This window comes from Streptomyces sp. 5K101 (assembly GCF_046506645.1).
Lineage (GTDB): Bacteria > Actinomycetota > Actinomycetes > Streptomycetales > Streptomycetaceae > Streptomyces.
On record NZ_JBKFFO010000010.1, the window covers coordinates 69,330 to 83,770 of the forward strand.

Annotated in this window: 14 protein-coding genes, 1 tRNA gene and 1 pseudogene; 4 read left to right on the forward strand and 12 right to left on the reverse strand. The window is 70.9% G+C overall.

The genetic code is table 11. The annotated features are described in order from the left end of the window. Positions 1-5: 5 nt before the first annotated feature. Entirely contained in the window at positions 6-869 is an 864-nt protein-coding gene (gene htpX, locus ACLB9X_RS20175) for a zinc metalloprotease HtpX (RefSeq protein WP_410361783.1), read from the forward strand. Further along, a pseudogene (locus ACLB9X_RS20180) lies at positions 866-1,252 on the forward strand (YccF domain-containing protein); the annotation flags it as partial. The gene htpX and the pseudogene ACLB9X_RS20180, both read left to right, overlap by 4 nt. 72 nt (positions 1,253-1,324) lie before the next feature. Here ACLB9X_RS20180 and ACLB9X_RS20185 read toward each other — a convergent pair. Further along, entirely contained in the window at positions 1,325-2,569 is a 1,245-nt protein-coding gene (locus ACLB9X_RS20185) for an APC family permease (protein ID WP_410361784.1), read from the reverse strand. Positions 2,570-2,655: 86 nt separating this feature from the next. On the opposite strand from ACLB9X_RS20185, the gene ACLB9X_RS20190 reads away from it, so the two are divergent. Further along, a complete protein-coding gene (locus tag ACLB9X_RS20190) occupies positions 2,656-2,925 on the forward strand; it encodes a GlsB/YeaQ/YmgE family stress response membrane protein (protein ID WP_410361785.1) in 270 nt (89 codons plus the stop codon). A gap of 74 nt (positions 2,926-2,999) precedes the next feature. Here ACLB9X_RS20190 and ACLB9X_RS20195 read toward each other — a convergent pair whose 3' ends face one another. The 3 genes from ACLB9X_RS20195 to ACLB9X_RS20205 form a co-directional block, all read right to left on the reverse strand. Next, positions 3,000-3,665 (reverse strand): alpha-ketoglutarate-dependent dioxygenase AlkB family protein, encoded by a 666-nt coding sequence (locus tag ACLB9X_RS20195; RefSeq protein WP_410361786.1) that lies wholly within the window; start codon positions 3,663-3,665, stop codon positions 3,000-3,002. Then, the gene (locus tag ACLB9X_RS20200) at positions 3,662-4,168 is read right to left on the reverse strand and encodes a methylated-DNA--[protein]-cysteine S-methyltransferase (RefSeq protein ID WP_410361787.1); all 507 of its coding nucleotides are present in this window, start codon (positions 4,166-4,168) and stop codon (positions 3,662-3,664) included. The genes ACLB9X_RS20195 and ACLB9X_RS20200 overlap by 4 nt, the downstream gene beginning before the upstream one ends. Before the next feature lie 283 nt (positions 4,169-4,451). After that, positions 4,452-4,940, reverse strand: a complete 489-nt coding sequence (locus ACLB9X_RS20205) for a YajQ family cyclic di-GMP-binding protein (RefSeq protein WP_410361788.1) — start codon at positions 4,938-4,940, stop codon at positions 4,452-4,454. Positions 4,941-5,132: 192 nt separating this feature from the next. Here ACLB9X_RS20205 and ACLB9X_RS20210 point away from each other — a divergent pair. Next, positions 5,133-5,214, forward strand: a tRNA-Tyr gene (locus ACLB9X_RS20210). Positions 5,215-5,379: 165 nt separating this feature from the next. Here the strand turns inward: ACLB9X_RS20210 and ACLB9X_RS20215 are convergent. The 8 genes from ACLB9X_RS20215 to ACLB9X_RS20250 form a co-directional block, all read right to left on the reverse strand. Beyond that, positions 5,380-6,744, reverse strand: a complete 1,365-nt coding sequence (locus ACLB9X_RS20215; RefSeq protein WP_410361789.1) for a tyrosine-type recombinase/integrase — start codon at positions 6,742-6,744, stop codon at positions 5,380-5,382. Between the two features lie 47 nt (positions 6,745-6,791). Beyond that, entirely contained in the window at positions 6,792-6,962 is a 171-nt protein-coding gene (locus tag ACLB9X_RS20220; protein ID WP_410361964.1) for a helix-turn-helix transcriptional regulator, read from the reverse strand. Positions 6,963-7,432: 470 nt separating this feature from the next. Continuing rightward, complete coding sequence (locus ACLB9X_RS20225) at positions 7,433-8,914, reverse strand: ATP-binding protein (protein ID WP_410361790.1); 1,482 nt, start codon at positions 8,912-8,914, stop codon at positions 7,433-7,435. A 3-nt stretch (positions 8,915-8,917) separates the two neighbouring features. Beyond that, positions 8,918-9,772, reverse strand: coding sequence for a bifunctional DNA primase/polymerase (locus ACLB9X_RS20230; protein ID WP_410361791.1), 855 nt, complete (start codon positions 9,770-9,772; stop codon positions 8,918-8,920). A gap of 101 nt (positions 9,773-9,873) precedes the next feature. Beyond that, positions 9,874-10,062: a hypothetical protein gene (locus ACLB9X_RS20235; protein ID WP_410361792.1), complete on the reverse strand. Its 189-nt coding sequence runs from the start codon at positions 10,060-10,062 to the stop codon at positions 9,874-9,876. 12 nt (positions 10,063-10,074) lie between these two features. Further along, positions 10,075-10,542, reverse strand: coding sequence for a hypothetical protein (locus ACLB9X_RS20240; RefSeq protein WP_410361793.1), 468 nt, complete (start codon positions 10,540-10,542; stop codon positions 10,075-10,077). A gap of 198 nt (positions 10,543-10,740) precedes the next feature. Beyond that, a complete protein-coding gene (locus ACLB9X_RS20245) occupies positions 10,741-12,840 on the reverse strand; it encodes a hypothetical protein (protein ID WP_410361794.1) in 2,100 nt (699 codons plus the stop codon). Position 12,841: 1 nt separating this feature from the next. Continuing rightward, positions 12,842-14,413: a hypothetical protein gene (locus tag ACLB9X_RS20250; protein WP_410361795.1), complete on the reverse strand. Its 1,572-nt coding sequence runs from the start codon at positions 14,411-14,413 to the stop codon at positions 12,842-12,844. Positions 14,414-14,441 lie beyond the last annotated feature (28 nt).

Genomic DNA, 14,441 nt, shown 5'->3' on the forward strand with positions numbered 1-14,441 from the left:
GTACCGTGCACCGCCGGCACAACGGGCTGAAGACCGCCGTACTCCTCGGGGGACTGTCCGCACTCATCCTCGTCATCGGCAGCTTCTTCGGCCGGACGGGGCTGTTCGTCGCGCTCGTCGTCGCCCTCGGTACGAACGCCTACGCCTACTGGAACAGCGACAAGCTGGCACTGCGCGCCATGCGTGCCCGTCCGGTCAGCGAGTTCGAGGCGCCCGCGCTGTACCGGATCGTCCGCGAGCTCTCCACCGCCACCCGCCAGCCCATGCCGCGCCTCTACATCTCCCCGACCCAGGCGCCCAACGCCTTCGCCACCGGCCGCAACCCGCGCAACGCGGCCGTGTGCTGCACCGAGGGGATCATGCGGATCCTGAACGAACGGGAGCTGCGCGGCGTCATCGGCCACGAGCTCAGCCACGTCTACAACCGCGACATCCTCATCTCGTCGGTCGCCGGAGCCCTGGCCTCGGTCGTGATGTTCCTGGTCAACTTCGCCTGGCTCATCCCCGTCGGCCGCTCGGACGACGACGACGGTCCCGGTCTCGTCGGCATGCTGCTGATCATGATCCTGGGGCCGCTGGCGGCCTCGGTGATCCAGCTCGCGGTCAGCCGCTCGCGGGAGTACGAAGCGGACGCGTCGGGCGCCCAGCTCACCGGCGACCCCCTGGCGCTGGCGAGCGCCCTGCGCAAGCTCGACGCGGGGACCAAGCAGCTGCCGCTGCCGCCGGAGCCCCGCCTGGAGACGGCGAGCCACATGATGATCGCGAACCCCTTCGGACCGGGCAGGGGCCTCGCCAAGATGTTCGCCACCCACCCGCCCATGGCGGAACGAATTGCCCGGCTCGAGCAGATGGCAGGTCATCGCCCGTGAAGACCATTCTGAACGTCATATGGCTGATCCTCAGCGGCTTCTGGCTCTTCCTGGGGTACCTCGTCGCGGGCGTCGTCCTGTGCGTCACGATCATCGGCATCCCGTTCGGCATCGCGTCGTTCCGTATCGGCGTCTACGCGCTGTGGCCCTTCGGCCACACGACCGTCGACCGCCGCGACTCCGGGGCGCCGTCGCTCATCGGCAACGTCCTGTGGCTGATCCTGGCCGGATGGTGGCTCGCGCTCAGCCATGTCGTCACGGGCATCGCGCTGTGCCTGACGATCATCGGTATCCCGTTCGGCGTGGCGAACTTCAAGCTGATCCCTGTGGCGCTCGTGCCGCTCGGCCGCGAGATCGTCCCCACGGACCGCCCCTTCGCGAGCCCGCTGAAACCGTCCGCGGCAGCCGGCGACGGGCCCTCGGCCGTCGTCCCGCAGGAGGCCGTCCACAGCCGCTCAGCGGTCGCCGGACCCGTTCCGCCCGGGCCGGCGCAGCGCGTAGAGCACGGCGCCCACCGCCAGTACGCCCAGTCCCGCGACGGCCGACACCGCGGGCAGTGACAACGCGAGGACCACGCACCCCACCAGACCGCAGGCCGCGGTGAATTGCGCCGGCCGGGAACTCAGCGTCCATGCCGAGACGTTGGCAATGGCGTAGTACATCAGCACTCCGAACGACGAGAAGCCGATCGCCCCGCGCAGGTCCACCGTCGCCGCCACCACCGCGACGACGGTCCCCACGACCAGCTCCGCGCGGTGCGGCACCTGGAACCGCGGATGGACGGCGGCCAGTGCTCCGGGCAGATGGCCGTCCCGGGCCATCGCCAGTGTCGTGCGCGAGACGCCGAGAATCAGCGCGAGCAACGACCCCAGCGCCGCCACGACGGCGCCGACCCGCACGACGGGCCCGAGCCCGCCGGCCCCCGCCGCCTCCACGGCATCGGCCAGCGGAGCCGTCGCCCTGCCCAACTCACCCGCACCCAGCACGGAAAGGACGGCGACGGCCACACACACGTAGACGACGAGCGCGATGCCGAGGGCCACCGGCACGGCCCGGGGGATCGTACGGGCCGGATCACGCACCTCCTCGCCCAGCGTCGCGATCCGCGCGTACCCGGCGAACGCGAAGAACAACAGGCCGGCGGCCTCCACCACTCCGTCGACCGAGAGGTCGCCCCCGAGTGCGAGCCGACCCGTGTCCGCCGCGCCCGACCCCAGACAGGAGACGACCACCGCGACGAGCACAGCGAGCACCACCGCCACGATCGCCCTGGTGAGCAGCGCCGACTTCTGAACGCCCGCGTAGTTCACGGCAGTCAGTGCCACCACCGCGGCGACTGCGACGGCATGCGCCTGCTCCGGCCAGGCGTACGCCCCGACGGTGAGCGCCATCGCGGCGCACGAGGCGGTCTTGCCGACGACGAACGCCCACCCCGCCAGGTAGCCCCAGAAATCACCCAGCCGCTCCCGTCCGTACACATAGGTGCCGCCCGAGGCCGGGTACAGCGCGGCGAGCCGGGCCGACGACATGGCGTTGCAGTAGGCGACCACGGCGGCCAGCGCCAGACCGATCAGCAGTCCCGTACCGGCCGAGCGCGCGGCGGGAGCCAGTGCCGCGAAGACGCCCGCGCCGATCATCGATCCCAGGCCGATCACCACCGCGTCGAACACCCCGAGCGAACGCCTCAACTCCCGTGTCATGCGTCGCACCCTACTGATCCGCGCAACCGCGCCCCGTCTCCCCCTCGTCCTCGGACACGACACCGTTCGAAAGGCAGGTTCATGGCATGAGCGTCATCAGCTGGATCGTCCTCGGTCTGCTCGCGGGGGCGATAGCCAAGATCCTGCTGCCCGGCCGGGACCCGGGCGGGCTGATCGGTACCACGCTCATCGGCATCGCCGGCGCGTTCACCGGCGGGTGGCTCTCCGCCCGCTATCTGGACCGGCCGATAGCCAACGAGTTCTACGACGGCGCGACCTGGGCCGCGGCCGTCGGCGGATCGCTCGTGCTGCTGATCATCTACCGGATCCTGTTCGGCCACTCCCGTTCTCGCTGAACCACCACGTACGAGCCCTCGTGGCGGCGGGGTGCCGGGCGCCGGGTGCCCGTCGGCGGTGAGTGCGCACCCGGCTACAGGCCCGTCTCCCGCAGGGTGATGTTCAGCCGCCCGGCGGCCGGCCCGACCGCGGGATCGGCGCTGCCCGCGTAGACCTTCGGCACACCGTGGTACGCGAAACGGGAGGGACCGCCGAAGACGAAAAGGTCTCCCGAGCGCAGCTCCACATCCGTGTAGGGCCGCCCCCGGTTCTCGGTGTTCCCGAAGCGGAAGAGGCAGGTGTCCCCGATGCTCAACGACACCACGGGAGCGCCGGAGCGCTCCTCCTTGTCCTGATGCATGCCCATCCGTGCTGCGCCGTCGTAGAAGTTGATCAGCGCCGTGTCCGGGGTGTACGCCGCGGCGTCGCCGTACGTCCCGTCATCCCCGTACGCCTCGGCCAGCGCCTCGCGGCCCAGGTCGACCAGCCACTGCGGGAACGCGGCGACCCGTTCGCCGTTCACGTCGTCCGCGGTACGGGAGTAGCGGTACGGCTGCCAGTGCCAGCCCACGCACACCGTCTGCACCGACATCACCCCTCCGCCCGGGAGCACAGTGTGCCGCAGCGGCACCGGACTCCGGGCCCAGGCCCGGCAGGCCTCGACGACCTCCCGCTGCCGGGAGGACGGCAGCCAGTCCGGCACGTGGACCGCGCCGGGGGCGATGACGGCCCGTTCCCTCGGGAAGAGCGTGTCGTTCACGACGCGAGTGCGCCCTCCAGCCCCAGGAGCCGCTCCTTGGAGGCGAGCCCGCCGGCGTACCCCCGCAGGGCGCCGTCCGTGCCGATCACGCGATGGCACGGCCGGACGACGAGCAGCGGATTGCGCCCGATCGCCGTCCCGACGGCGCGCACGCCGACCGCCGAGGTGCCGACCCGCTCGGCGATCTCCTTGTAGGTCGTGGTCCGTCCGTACGGGACGTCCTCCAGCGCGCGCCAGACCCGCCGCTGGAAGGCGGTCCCGCTGTCGGTGTACTCGATCTCGAAGCGGGTCAGCCGGCTCGCGAAGTACGCGGACAGCTGCTGGCCGATCTCCTCGAAGGCCGCCGGGTCGCGGCGCCAGCCGTCCTGGACGACGGCACCGCCCTTCTGCCCGGGCAGCGAGAGCGACGTGAGCGCGGTGCCGCCCCTAGCGGTGGCCGAGACCTCGCCGACCAGCAGCAGTTCGCCCAACGGGCTGTCGACGACGTCGTACAGGGTGGTCATGACGCGCGTCCCTCCTTGCGGGATCTTTCGGTGCGGGGTGGCCTCACCGGATGCCCTGGGAGGCTGCAACGCCCGCTCGTCCACGAGTCTGCGTCCCTGACGCGACCGACGCTGGCGGAAATCGGACATGACCCCTCTCGACGGCGCCACCGCCACCGAACCCCCGCCCCCGATCGGTCGGCACCGCTACCGCCACCGGCCCGCCACCGGACCCCGCCCCGACGGGCGGGGGCGGAGCGGCCAGAGCCGCTCCGCCCCCGTTCGCCCAGTGCGGGCGTCTACCTCACCGGTAGTTCACGAACTGCAGCGCGAAGTCGAAGTCCTGCCCCTTGAGCAGAGCCTGCACGGCCTGCAGGTCGTCCCGGCTCTTGGAGCTGACGCGCAGCTCGTCGCCCTGGACCTGTGCCTTGACGCCCTTCGGGCCCTCGTCACGGATGATCTTTGCCACCTTCTTGGCGTTCTCCTGGGAGATGCCCTCTTGGATCGAGGCGAAGATCTTGTACTCCTTGCCGGAGAGCTGCGGCTCGCCCGCGTCCAGCGCCTTCAGCGAAATCCCCCGCTTGACCAGCTTCGTCTGGAAGACGTCCAGGATCGCGTTGACGCGGTCCTCGGAATTCGCCTGCATCAAGATCTTCTCGCCGGACCAGGCGATCGAGGCGCCGACGTTCTTGAAGTCGTAGCGCTGCGAGATCTCCTTGGCGGCCTGGTTGAGGGCGTTGTCGACCTCCTGCCGCTCGACCTTCGAGACGATGTCGAAACTGGAGTCGGCCATGTCCTGTGGCTCCTTGAATCGGGGTGCGTGGAGCGTGTCCGGACCGCCCGGACCGCTCCGCCAAGCCTAGCCACCCGCACCCGCCCCGAGCGCTGATCAATCCGGTGGCGTAGCACCCCTGCGCATCAGGTATCGTTTACGTCGTTGCCACGGAGCACCGCCCCACAGCGGAGCCTCCTGGCGGCATCCCATGGCGGTGTGCCCGAGTGGCCAATGGGAGCGGACTGTAAATCCGTCGGCTTAGCCTACCCAGGTTCGAATCCTGGCGCCGCCACGCGAAGAAAAGGGCCCCTGAACTGCGGAAACGCAGCGCAGGGGCCCTTTCCTCGTTCGCGACTTATGGGCTGGCGTTATGCCCGCTATTTCCCACTGTGTCTCACCTGGTTTCGCCTGGTGACCAGCGTCCGTGGGGCAGGCGTGGGGCACGGATCCGGGGCCTTCACCCCCAGTGCTTCATGGCCTCCTCGATACGAGCGTTCGCCATGGCCGTGGCTCCGTCCAGGCACTTGGCGTACACCTTCAACAGCACCGCGACGGTGTGGCCGGCGCGGCGAGCCGCCTCTACCGGGTCCACTCCGGAATTGAGCCACAGAGACACGCACGCGTGGCGTAGGTCATAGGGGCGGGCGGCGAGGGGGGACGCCTGCTGCTCGCTGGTCAGGGCGTGACGGCGAGCGCGGGCCCACACCTCGCCGTACCCGCTCTCTTGCACGAGGCCGCCGCGGGCGGTCTGGAACAGGCGTCCGTCAGGGGCCGTGCCGTGGATCTCCAGATGCTGACGCAGCATGGACACGAGCGGCGGGGGGATTGGAACGTGGCGCACGTCCTTACGGGGCCGCCACTTCAATCCACGCACGTCGTGCGCCGTGCCGGAGTCCGTCCAGGAGCTACCGACACGAGGGCGTGAGCCGTCCAGGTGGAGCGCCCCCCAGCCGGTCAAGGGCAGGTCGCAGTTGTTCTGCCGGAGCCAAACGGCTTCACTGGGCCGCAGGCCGGCGTGATAGAGGCATCCGAAGAAGGCTCGGAGGTGCTTGCCGCGGTCTCCCTGCTCGGCCACAGCATCGATGAGGAGCCGCGCCTGGCGGGGATTGACCACACAGCCGGGATCGATCTGCTCAACGGGCGCAGGGATGGCCCACTGGACCCGGGGGAGAGGGTTCACCGCGAGGCGACGGGCTTCCACCGCGAAGCCCAAGGAGTTGTGGAAGATGGCCCGCTTCCGACGGACAACCGACGCTGCGGCGGGCTGTCCATCGAGCCGCAGCGTGAATCCGGTCAACACCTTCCGCAGGAGCAGGGGATCGTCCAGCGCGCTCATGTTGACCGTGTGCGCTTCAACCCATGCCAAGATGCGCCGAACCTCTTCCGGGGCTTCCTCGCTCCAGCGGTTCATGTTGAAGGCGTAGCTGTAGAGAGCGCGGCGCAGCTCGCGGGGCCCTGGCATGCCCCTGCGCGTGGTGACCAGCGCTGGGGTCGCGCTGGCCATGGCCTCGGCGAGGGTGGTGCGTGTCTTGGCGGGCGCAGCGGGCCACTTCATCTCGATGTAGTCCCGTGCGTGCTGGTACCAGCTCACGTCGTTACGCCGACGCAGCTCCGCCACCGGCAGGCCACTCACTTCGTCGAACGGTTCACCGTTGCGGACAAAGGTCATCAGCTCCGCTCGCCGACCATCCGCGAGGGTCTTGGTGCGAAACGTCTGAGAGTGCGGCGTGTCCCCGACCTTCCAGCGCAGCTCTGCAGAGGTTTGGCCACGGTCCTTCCTCTGTCGTACCGACCAGATGCGAACGTTGAAGACGTGTCCCATGGGGTCCTTCCAAGAGGGGGCCCGGCCGATGGCCGGGCCCCAGATGTTCAGTAGGCAATTTCCTGGCTGTCCAGCCAGGCGTCCAAGTCGCTGCGTCTGACGCGCAGGTGCCCGTTCGGCAACTTGCTGAGCTTCGGGCCCTGGCCGCGAGCGCGCATGCGGTAGAACGCGGCGCGACTCATGCGGATCTCTCGCAGAACTTCGGGGAGCTTGAGCATCGGTTCGCGGGCGGTCGTCACGACTCATCTCCTATGGCTGGCGGGTCTCGGGTGGGGGCCGCGTGTGTCCGAGGTTGGGATTTCTGCGTCACCTGCGTCATCTGCGTCATTCACCGCTCTGACTTGCGGTTTTGCGGTGACGCAGCACGGTGGGGGTGCGTCACCGGTGACGCGGGCCTCCGTCATCGGGTGACGCAGGTGACGCGGGGTGACGCAGGCATTGGCTGTTGCGTCACCTGTGTTCTGGCAGGGCAGCGGCCGTTTTCGGGTTGCGGGTGACGCAGGTGACGCAGCGTCTCTCTACTTCGGACAAAGAGGGGTGGTGTCTGTTGTGGTGCGCGGCTCAGAGAGTGAAGAAGGAGCCGCTTCGCGGCGCGACCCTCGCAGGGCGGCGTCGCCGCCGAACAGCAAGAGGAGCACGCAGGGCCGGGTGCTCCTCTTGCTTGTGCGGTGGTCGTGGTGCCGTGCGGTCAGAAGGCCGCTTCCTGCTCGGACGGGGGCGGCGCGGCGGTGGCCGGCCGCCCGATCTCGATGTAGCGGGAGGTCTTGGTGCGTCCCCAGTCGATGAGGACGCCCCGGGCGGCGAGGGTGGGCTGTAGACGCTTGAGCCGGTCTGAGAGCACCTTGCCGGTGGTCGGCCACCCTTTGGGCAGGGGACGGAAGTCCTCACCCGTGTAGAGGCCCGTGAGGCAGTGCAGCCATTCGGCGGACGTCATCCGCTGCTCGGTACCCGGGGCGACGCCGGCGGCGTGCTTGAGCACCGTCTGTGCCAGCAGGTCGCCCTCGATGACGTCGTCGTTGAGGTCGTCCAAGCTGCCCCGGTAGGCGGCGAGCGCACCCAGGCCGGTGGCCGCGTCGAGCTGCGCGCACAGGTGCGCGAAGTCGGCCATGCGCAGGTCGGTCGGGATGTCCGCCTGCGCTGCCCGCACCTGCACGGTGAGGTCCAGGAGCGAGCCGAGGATGACGGGCAGTACCTCGGCGAAGTCGGACCACAGTTCCGCCTCGGTGCGCCGGACCCGGGGGCGTTCCAGGCGGAGTGGCAGGAGTCGTTCGGCGAGGTCGGGCCGGATGACGCCGACGTCGATGCCGGTCAGGAGAAGGGGGCGGCGGTAGCCGATGCGGAAGACGTCCCCGTCGGTGAACAGGGCGCGCTTGACGTCCTCGGCGCCGGTGACGATGCGGCACATGGCGTCGGAGAGGTCCGGGGTCATGTGGGAGAGGTTGTCCAGGGCGGTGACCCATCCGGCGGCCACGGACGTGGTCAGGTTCTCCTCGTCCTTCGGGGCGCGGCGCAGGTCGCCGCTCATGCCCTCGATAATCCGCACGAGCATCCGCCCGCCGGTGGACTTGCCTGCTCCCTGCGGGCCGGTGAGAAACGGCGCGGGCACCGGCACGGCCGGACCCAAGCAGCCGATGAGCCACGCGATGGCCAGGCACTCGGTCTCAGCGTTGGCGAAGTTGCACAGCCGCATCAGGAGATCGATGCCCTTGCCGTTCGTGTCCTTGACCGGCAAGGGCAGCTCCCCCGTGAGCTGGGTGCGACGCCAGCAGACTTCCTGCGGATCCGGGGAGCGGATGTCCCATCCGGTGGGGTGGATGCGCACGGACTGCCCGTCGCTGCGGCCCAAGTCCAGCCATGTGGCCCCGTCGTATCCGGGAGCTACTCGGATGTGCACGGGCTGCACATGCTCGGTCAGCGCCAACGCTTCGATCAGGTCGAGCGCTTCCTTGAGGGCGGTGCCGTTGAACACGCCGATGCCGTCCCTGAACAGGCCGACCATGAGTTCCTGCCGGTGGCTGCCCGTCGTGCCCTGGGAGCGGATCGGCCGGGCCACGGGGTGGCCCTTCCGCTGTGCGTACACGGTGCCGTCGGCGGTGCGGAAGTACCGGAAGTGTGCCTGTGCGTAGTCGGTGATGACCTCGCGGGCCGGGGTCTTCTCGTCGTCGGACATGGCTCACATCCCCAGGGCGGTGCGGGCGTTGGTCCACGCGTCGGTGCAGTGCCGCAGGGTTTCGCCCTTGGCCTGCGCGGCGGTGAACAGCCGCGCGACGTGGGTGTCGGTGAGGCAGCCGCACCGGCCGTGGACGGACAGCACGGCGAGGAACGTGCGGTAGACGGTGGTGTGGATCTGGCTGCGTGCCTCGGTGATGCGCTGTTCCGCCATGGCGATGCCACGCTCCAGGTAGACGGGCGTCCGGTGGCGGCACTCCCCGCCCCCGGCGGGCGCGGCCAGACGGACGGCGGACTGTGCCGGCCGGGCCGGGCGGGACTCCTTCGCGGCCAGGGCGCGGACGACATCGGGCAGGGCGGCCGTGGTGCCGGTGCCGGGGCCGAGCCACCGGGCGTAGGCCATCGTGGACTTGATGTCCATGCCCGGGCGGACGGCGTTCACGGACCGCATCGTGCCCCGGTAGATCCAGTGCTCGCCGCGCGTGGTGGCCACGGTTCGGGTCGGCGGCAGCGCGGTGCGGGCCCAGGCGACGGCGTCGGTGTCGTCCAGGTCCACGACGGTGAGCCCGGCCCCGGCGGGGTGGTAGGCGACGGCGGCTGCCGTGCGCCACATCGGGGCCCAGGCGGGCGAGGTGATGATGGCGGTGTTGGTGGTGGCTGCAGCCCAGCCGTGGCACACGCGCGGGCAGCCGCAGTCTCCGGCCGTTTTCATGCTCGGACGCCCACCGCACGCGAGACCGGTGCAGTCCGGGCAGTTCCCGAACGGCACCTTCCCCTTGCGCAGCGGCAGCACGGGGACGCCCGCTTGGGCCAGGCTCAGCGCCGTTCGGAGGTAGTCGTTCGTGGTCGGTTGGGTCATGCTGGGTGTCTCCAGTTCTCGTGAGTGACTGGCAGACGAGAGCGGCCCCGGATCTTGGCGGATTGGGGGGCCGCTCTCGGCGTTTCAGCCACCTGCCACCCCTAGAGCGCGGGGATGGCGTTGATGACGGCGTTGGCGAGCTGGTTGATGGGTTCAGCGGCGCCGGTGGAGGCGAGGAAGAACCCGAACCCGGCTGCTATGAAGGCGGAGCCGCAGCCGAGGGTCCTGGAGCGGAGCAGGGCGAACAGCCAGAGTCCGAAGAGGACGACGAGTGAGACGGTCACGGCCATGCCGGGATCTCCTCAGCGATGGTTGATGGTGCCGGTGGCCTTGCCGAGCAGGCCGGTGGCGGTGATGTTCTGCGTGATGTACGTGGTGGCCGGTGCCTTGCCGGTGCGGCGGATGGCGCGGAGCAGAAGGGGGGCGATGGCTCCGGCGGCGATGAGGGCGACGGCGGCCCACAGGGCTTGGCTCATGGCGATCAGTCCCGGTGCGGCGTAGAAGAGGCCGATGCCGGCGGCGGCGATGCCGCCGCCGATCGTCGGTGCGAGGAGTGCGGTGGTCTTGGCCCACGTCGGAATCGGCGCCGCTGCGGGCACGGACTGCGAACCGGGTGCCGCGGGGGGCTGGGTGTAGGCGAGGGTGCGGATGCCGCCGGGCAGGGTGACGAGTTGGACGCCGGGCGGGATCTCGTGCGGCAGCATCGGCCCGTGGCCGGTGGCCTGCTGGACGGGCAGGGTGGTGATCTCGTACGCGGTCTCGGAGTGCACAACGGGGTCCCTTCAACGACGGCGGGCAGCACCCCTGGGGCGGGGTGCTGCCCGGTGCCGGCTTGTCGTGTCGCTTGTCGTCTGCCTTGTCGCTTGTCTTGTCTTGTCGCTTGTCGCCTTGCAGGTCACAAGCCGTTTCCGGCCCTCACAGAGGCGTCCAGGGGCCTTCTCGCGGGCGGCACGACAAGCGACAAGCGCTCACGCCTGGGGGGCGTGGCGGTGGTGGACGTAGCGGGCTTTGGTGCCGGTGCCGACGCGGACGGCGGTGCCGTCCTCGGTCCATGTCTTGAGCCATCCGACGACGGTCTGCCGGGTGGTGCCGTGCTCGTCCGCGAGCGCGCGGGCGATCGCGGATGCCCCCGTCCCGTCCGGCCCGGCGGCGAGCAGCAGCGCGAGCGCGGCGTTCCGCGCGGCGTTGTCCTCCTCGCCGCGTAGGGCGGACAGGTTGAGCCCTGCTGCCGTGGGCGGCTGCTCGGTGCCCGCGTCCGGTTCGGTGGCGCCGGGTTCGGGGGCGGTGGCGAACTGGGCGTCGATCTGCTCGCGGAACTTCCGCGCGAGCGCGTCCTCATCCAGCGGCCCGGCTGGCGGCTGCTCGCGCAGCGCAGACAGGTTCAGCCCGGCCCTGGTGCCGGTCTCCCCCCTCGGGGTATCCGTGGTGGGCTGGTCGTCGCGCATCCACGCGGTGCGGGCACTGTCCCAGCGCCGCGCGTAGTCCGGTCCGGCGGCTTTCGCGGATGTGGCGTCGAGCTGGGGGTGCCGGTTGGAGGTGGCGGCGACGATGTCGCGGATTTGGTTGGGCAGGATCCGCCACGACTTGAAGAGCGCGGCTGGTGATTCGGGGGTGCCCATGAACCCGGCGCCCTTGTACGGGGCCTGGTCGACGCGCAGGCCGCGGGATCCGGGGAACTGCTTGCCCAGGTCCATGCCCTCGGTCTCGCCGCCGGTGAGGGCGACGCGGACTTTCGCTTCGCGGCGGATCATCAGGTTGCCCAGGACGGCTCCGGTGGCTCCGAGGGCGGTCAGGACGGTGCGGATGCCCATGGCGCGGGCGATCCGGATGACTTCCAGGATCTTCGCGGCCAGGGCCTTGGACGGGCGGTCGGTGGCGGCCAGGATCTCCGCACCCTCATCGATCACGATCTCGATCTGGGGAATCTGCGCGCTGATGGGCAGCAGGTCCGTGTTCGCCTTGGACATGAGGTCCTGGTAGGCCATCTTGCGGTGCTTCGCGATCCGGACCGCCGCATCGAGCATCAGCGCGGCTTCCTCGTGTGTGGAGGCGAGCCAGTCGACCCCCGGACGGATGCCGTCTGTGGTCTGGCCGCTGCTGTCGAGCGCGGGGCGGACCCAGGGCAGGCCGGCGGATCCGGCGTTGAGGTCGATCACCCAGGTCAGCACGTCGGTGGCGCGGGCGAACCCGGCCAGGATCGTGTGGACCATGTTCGTCTTGCCCGACCCGGTCGGCCCGACGACCAAGGCGCACTGCTCGCGCAGGTAGGCGCGGACCTCGTCTGCGTTCGTCCGCAGCCCCCACGGGATCCCGGTGTGGAGGGACAGCGGCCCGTAGTCGCTGGGGTACGTGACCTCGGCGGCGAGCACGTTGACCGTGGTCACGTCGACCAGCACGCGACCCTGGTCGATGCCCTGCGACGCGGTCGCGGTGCAGCCGTGCGGCAGCCGCGCGTCGGCGGAGAGCTGCGCGGAGTGCTGCGCGATCCTGTCGTAGGTGGTGCCGCCGGGCGGGAGTTCGGCGTCGATGGTGAAACCGGTGCCGGCGGGCCACTGCTCGACCGCGAGCACGCGCACGGAGATCCCGCAGACGCGCTGGATCCGGTCCACCCATTGCGCGGCGATCGCCCGGCGCTCCGCGGAGAGCTCTCGGGCGATCTGCCGCTCATGGGCGGCGATCGCTTCCAGCTCGATCGCCTCTTCGCGCAGGAGGGTGGCGCGGGCGGCGGCCCCCAGGCCGACACCGAAGGTGGCGAGCGACCCGAGGGCGGCCCACGACAGCGGGCCGGTGGTCATGGCCCACGTGGTCCAGCCCGCGCCGACGAGCCAGGACGCGGCGCGCATGCCGATGGTGCGTGCGGACAGCCGGTCGCGGAGGCTGGTGACGGTGTGGCCGATCGCGCCGGCCGCGCCGATGGCGAGTGCCCAGCCGGGGGGCATGCCGGTGGCGGCTCCGGTGGTGGCGACGGCGAGGCATCCGGTGGTGGCGGACAGGGCGCCGGTCACGGGTCCGTGACCTGCTGCCCAGTCCCACACCGGCCCGGTGCTGGCCTGCGTGTTGGAGCTCATGTCAGACGTTCCATCCCTTCTCGGCCTCGGGTCCGTTGCGCGGGTCCTCGTGGCGGGCGATGTCCTGCTCGTGGGCCTGGCGGAACAGCGGGCCCATGTCCTCCGCCACAGCCACGGCGCTCATGACCGCGCCGAAGATGTCGTTGAAGCCGTCCGCGACTTCCTTTTCCAGCGGGAACTCGGAGTCCGCGCGCTCGGCGAGGATCCGCATCACGTTCGCCACGCTGGTCAGTGCCGCGGGCAGCCCTTCGACCATGGCGAGGATCTCCATGGCGCTCTCGGGGTCGTACTGCTGAGCGGCGGATTCCATCTCCGCCGCGTAGTCCTCGAACCGGAAACCCGACACGATCTCTCCCTCACTCGTCGTGCTGCTGTTGGTTGCGGCGGGGACGACACCGGCCGGACGCTCCGCCCGGTCCCCGATCTGGCCGTCGCTGTCGCCGTTCGCTTCCGCTTCGGCGGCGGCCTCCTCGTCGTTCTGGGCTGCGCGGATCTCCTCATCCCGCTTCGCCCGCTGCTCGCCCGCGACGCGCATCAGGCGGGCGTAGAGGCGGCGGCCGGGCTGCTGCAGAAACCTGATGCCGAGCTTGCGGCCGAGCGGGGTGGTGACCATCCCGAGCAGCCCGAGCGCACCGCCCAGGAGCGCGGCGAGCAGCCGTCGTCCCTGGAACCGGGCCGCGGACCGCCACAGCGCCTTACGCGCCTTCTTGCGGGCCGGTGCCTTACGCGCCTGGTCTCGTTCGGCGGCGACCTGCCCGGCAGCCCGCGCGTCCCGCGCCTTGCGGGCCCGATCTATCGCCGCGCCGCGCGCCTTCCCGACGCGGCCGGCCGCCTTGCCCACGGCACGGCCGACCGGCCCCTTACCGGCCAGGCCCGCGGACCGCCGATCGGCCTTGGCCTGCCGCCTCGCATCCGCGAGCGAACGGCGGGCACCGGTCGTCTCGTTGCGGCGGGCGGCCCGCGACGGCGACGTCTGCCGCGCGGCCTCGCGCAGCGCCTTGACCTGCCCCACCGTGCCGCGCCCCTTGCCCGACGAGGCGTACGGCGACCCGGCGGATCCCTTACGGCCGGTACGGTTCAATCCCTTCGTCCGCACGGCGGTTGAGGCGGCGGAACCGGTGGCGCTGCGGCGCGACGTGCCCCGGCCGCGACCAGTGGCCTTCGTGGTGCCGGCGTTCCCGTGGCGGGACCGCCGCGGCACGCGCCCGGCGCTGGTGTGGGAGCTGCGGCCGGGCGCAGTTGCCCTGGCCTTCGTGCCGGTCCGGGCAGCGTTCCGGGTCTTGGCCTGGCCCCGTTGGTCGCGTCGGTTGCGGGCGGCAGCGGCCGTGCCGAGGACGACCGCGCCGGTTGCGGCGACGGCGAGTGCGGCCGGGCCGCCGACCAGCGCAGCAGCACCGAGCAGCGTGGCAGTGGTGTTCGTGCCGGTCACCGCGAGCGGGACGACCGGCCACCCGCCCGGCGTGTGCTCTACGTCGGCAGCCGGGGTGTTCGTCTGGTCCGGCGTCGCGGGGGGTGGTGTGGGCTCCGGGGCGGCCTCGGGGGCCGTTACCGGAGTGATGGTGGTGTCCGTCATGCTGAGTGCACTCCTTCACGGGAGATCA

Excerpts from the sequence above, each read along its gene's own strand:
- ACLB9X_RS20245 (WP_410361794.1), bottom strand. The coding sequence starts at position 12,840 with ATGAGCTCCAACACGCAGGCCAGCACCGGGCCGGTGTGGGACTGGGCA.
- ACLB9X_RS20215 (WP_410361789.1), bottom strand. The coding sequence starts at position 6,744 with ATGGGACACGTCTTCAACGTTCGCATCTGGTCGGTACGACAGAGGAAG.
- ACLB9X_RS20185 (WP_410361784.1), bottom strand. The coding sequence starts at position 2,569 with ATGACACGGGAGTTGAGGCGTTCGCTCGGGGTGTTCGACGCGGTGGTG.
- ACLB9X_RS20235 (WP_410361792.1), bottom strand. The coding sequence starts at position 10,062 with ATGGCCGTGACCGTCTCACTCGTCGTCCTCTTCGGACTCTGGCTGTTC.
- ACLB9X_RS20230 (WP_410361791.1), bottom strand. The coding sequence starts at position 9,772 with ATGACCCAACCGACCACGAACGACTACCTCCGAACGGCGCTGAGCCTG.
- ACLB9X_RS20220 (WP_410361964.1), bottom strand. The coding sequence starts at position 6,962 with ATGCTCAAGCTCCCCGAAGTTCTGCGAGAGATCCGCATGAGTCGCGCC.
- ACLB9X_RS20225 (WP_410361790.1), bottom strand. The coding sequence starts at position 8,914 with ATGTCCGACGACGAGAAGACCCCGGCCCGCGAGGTCATCACCGACTAC.
- ACLB9X_RS20205 (WP_410361788.1), bottom strand. The coding sequence starts at position 4,940 with ATGGCCGACTCCAGTTTCGACATCGTCTCGAAGGTCGAGCGGCAGGAG.
- ACLB9X_RS20200 (WP_410361787.1), bottom strand. The coding sequence starts at position 4,168 with ATGACCACCCTGTACGACGTCGTCGACAGCCCGTTGGGCGAACTGCTG.
- ACLB9X_RS20190 (WP_410361785.1), top strand. The coding sequence starts at position 2,656 with ATGAGCGTCATCAGCTGGATCGTCCTCGGTCTGCTCGCGGGGGCGATA.
- ACLB9X_RS20250 (WP_410361795.1), bottom strand. The coding sequence starts at position 14,413 with ATGACGGACACCACCATCACTCCGGTAACGGCCCCCGAGGCCGCCCCG.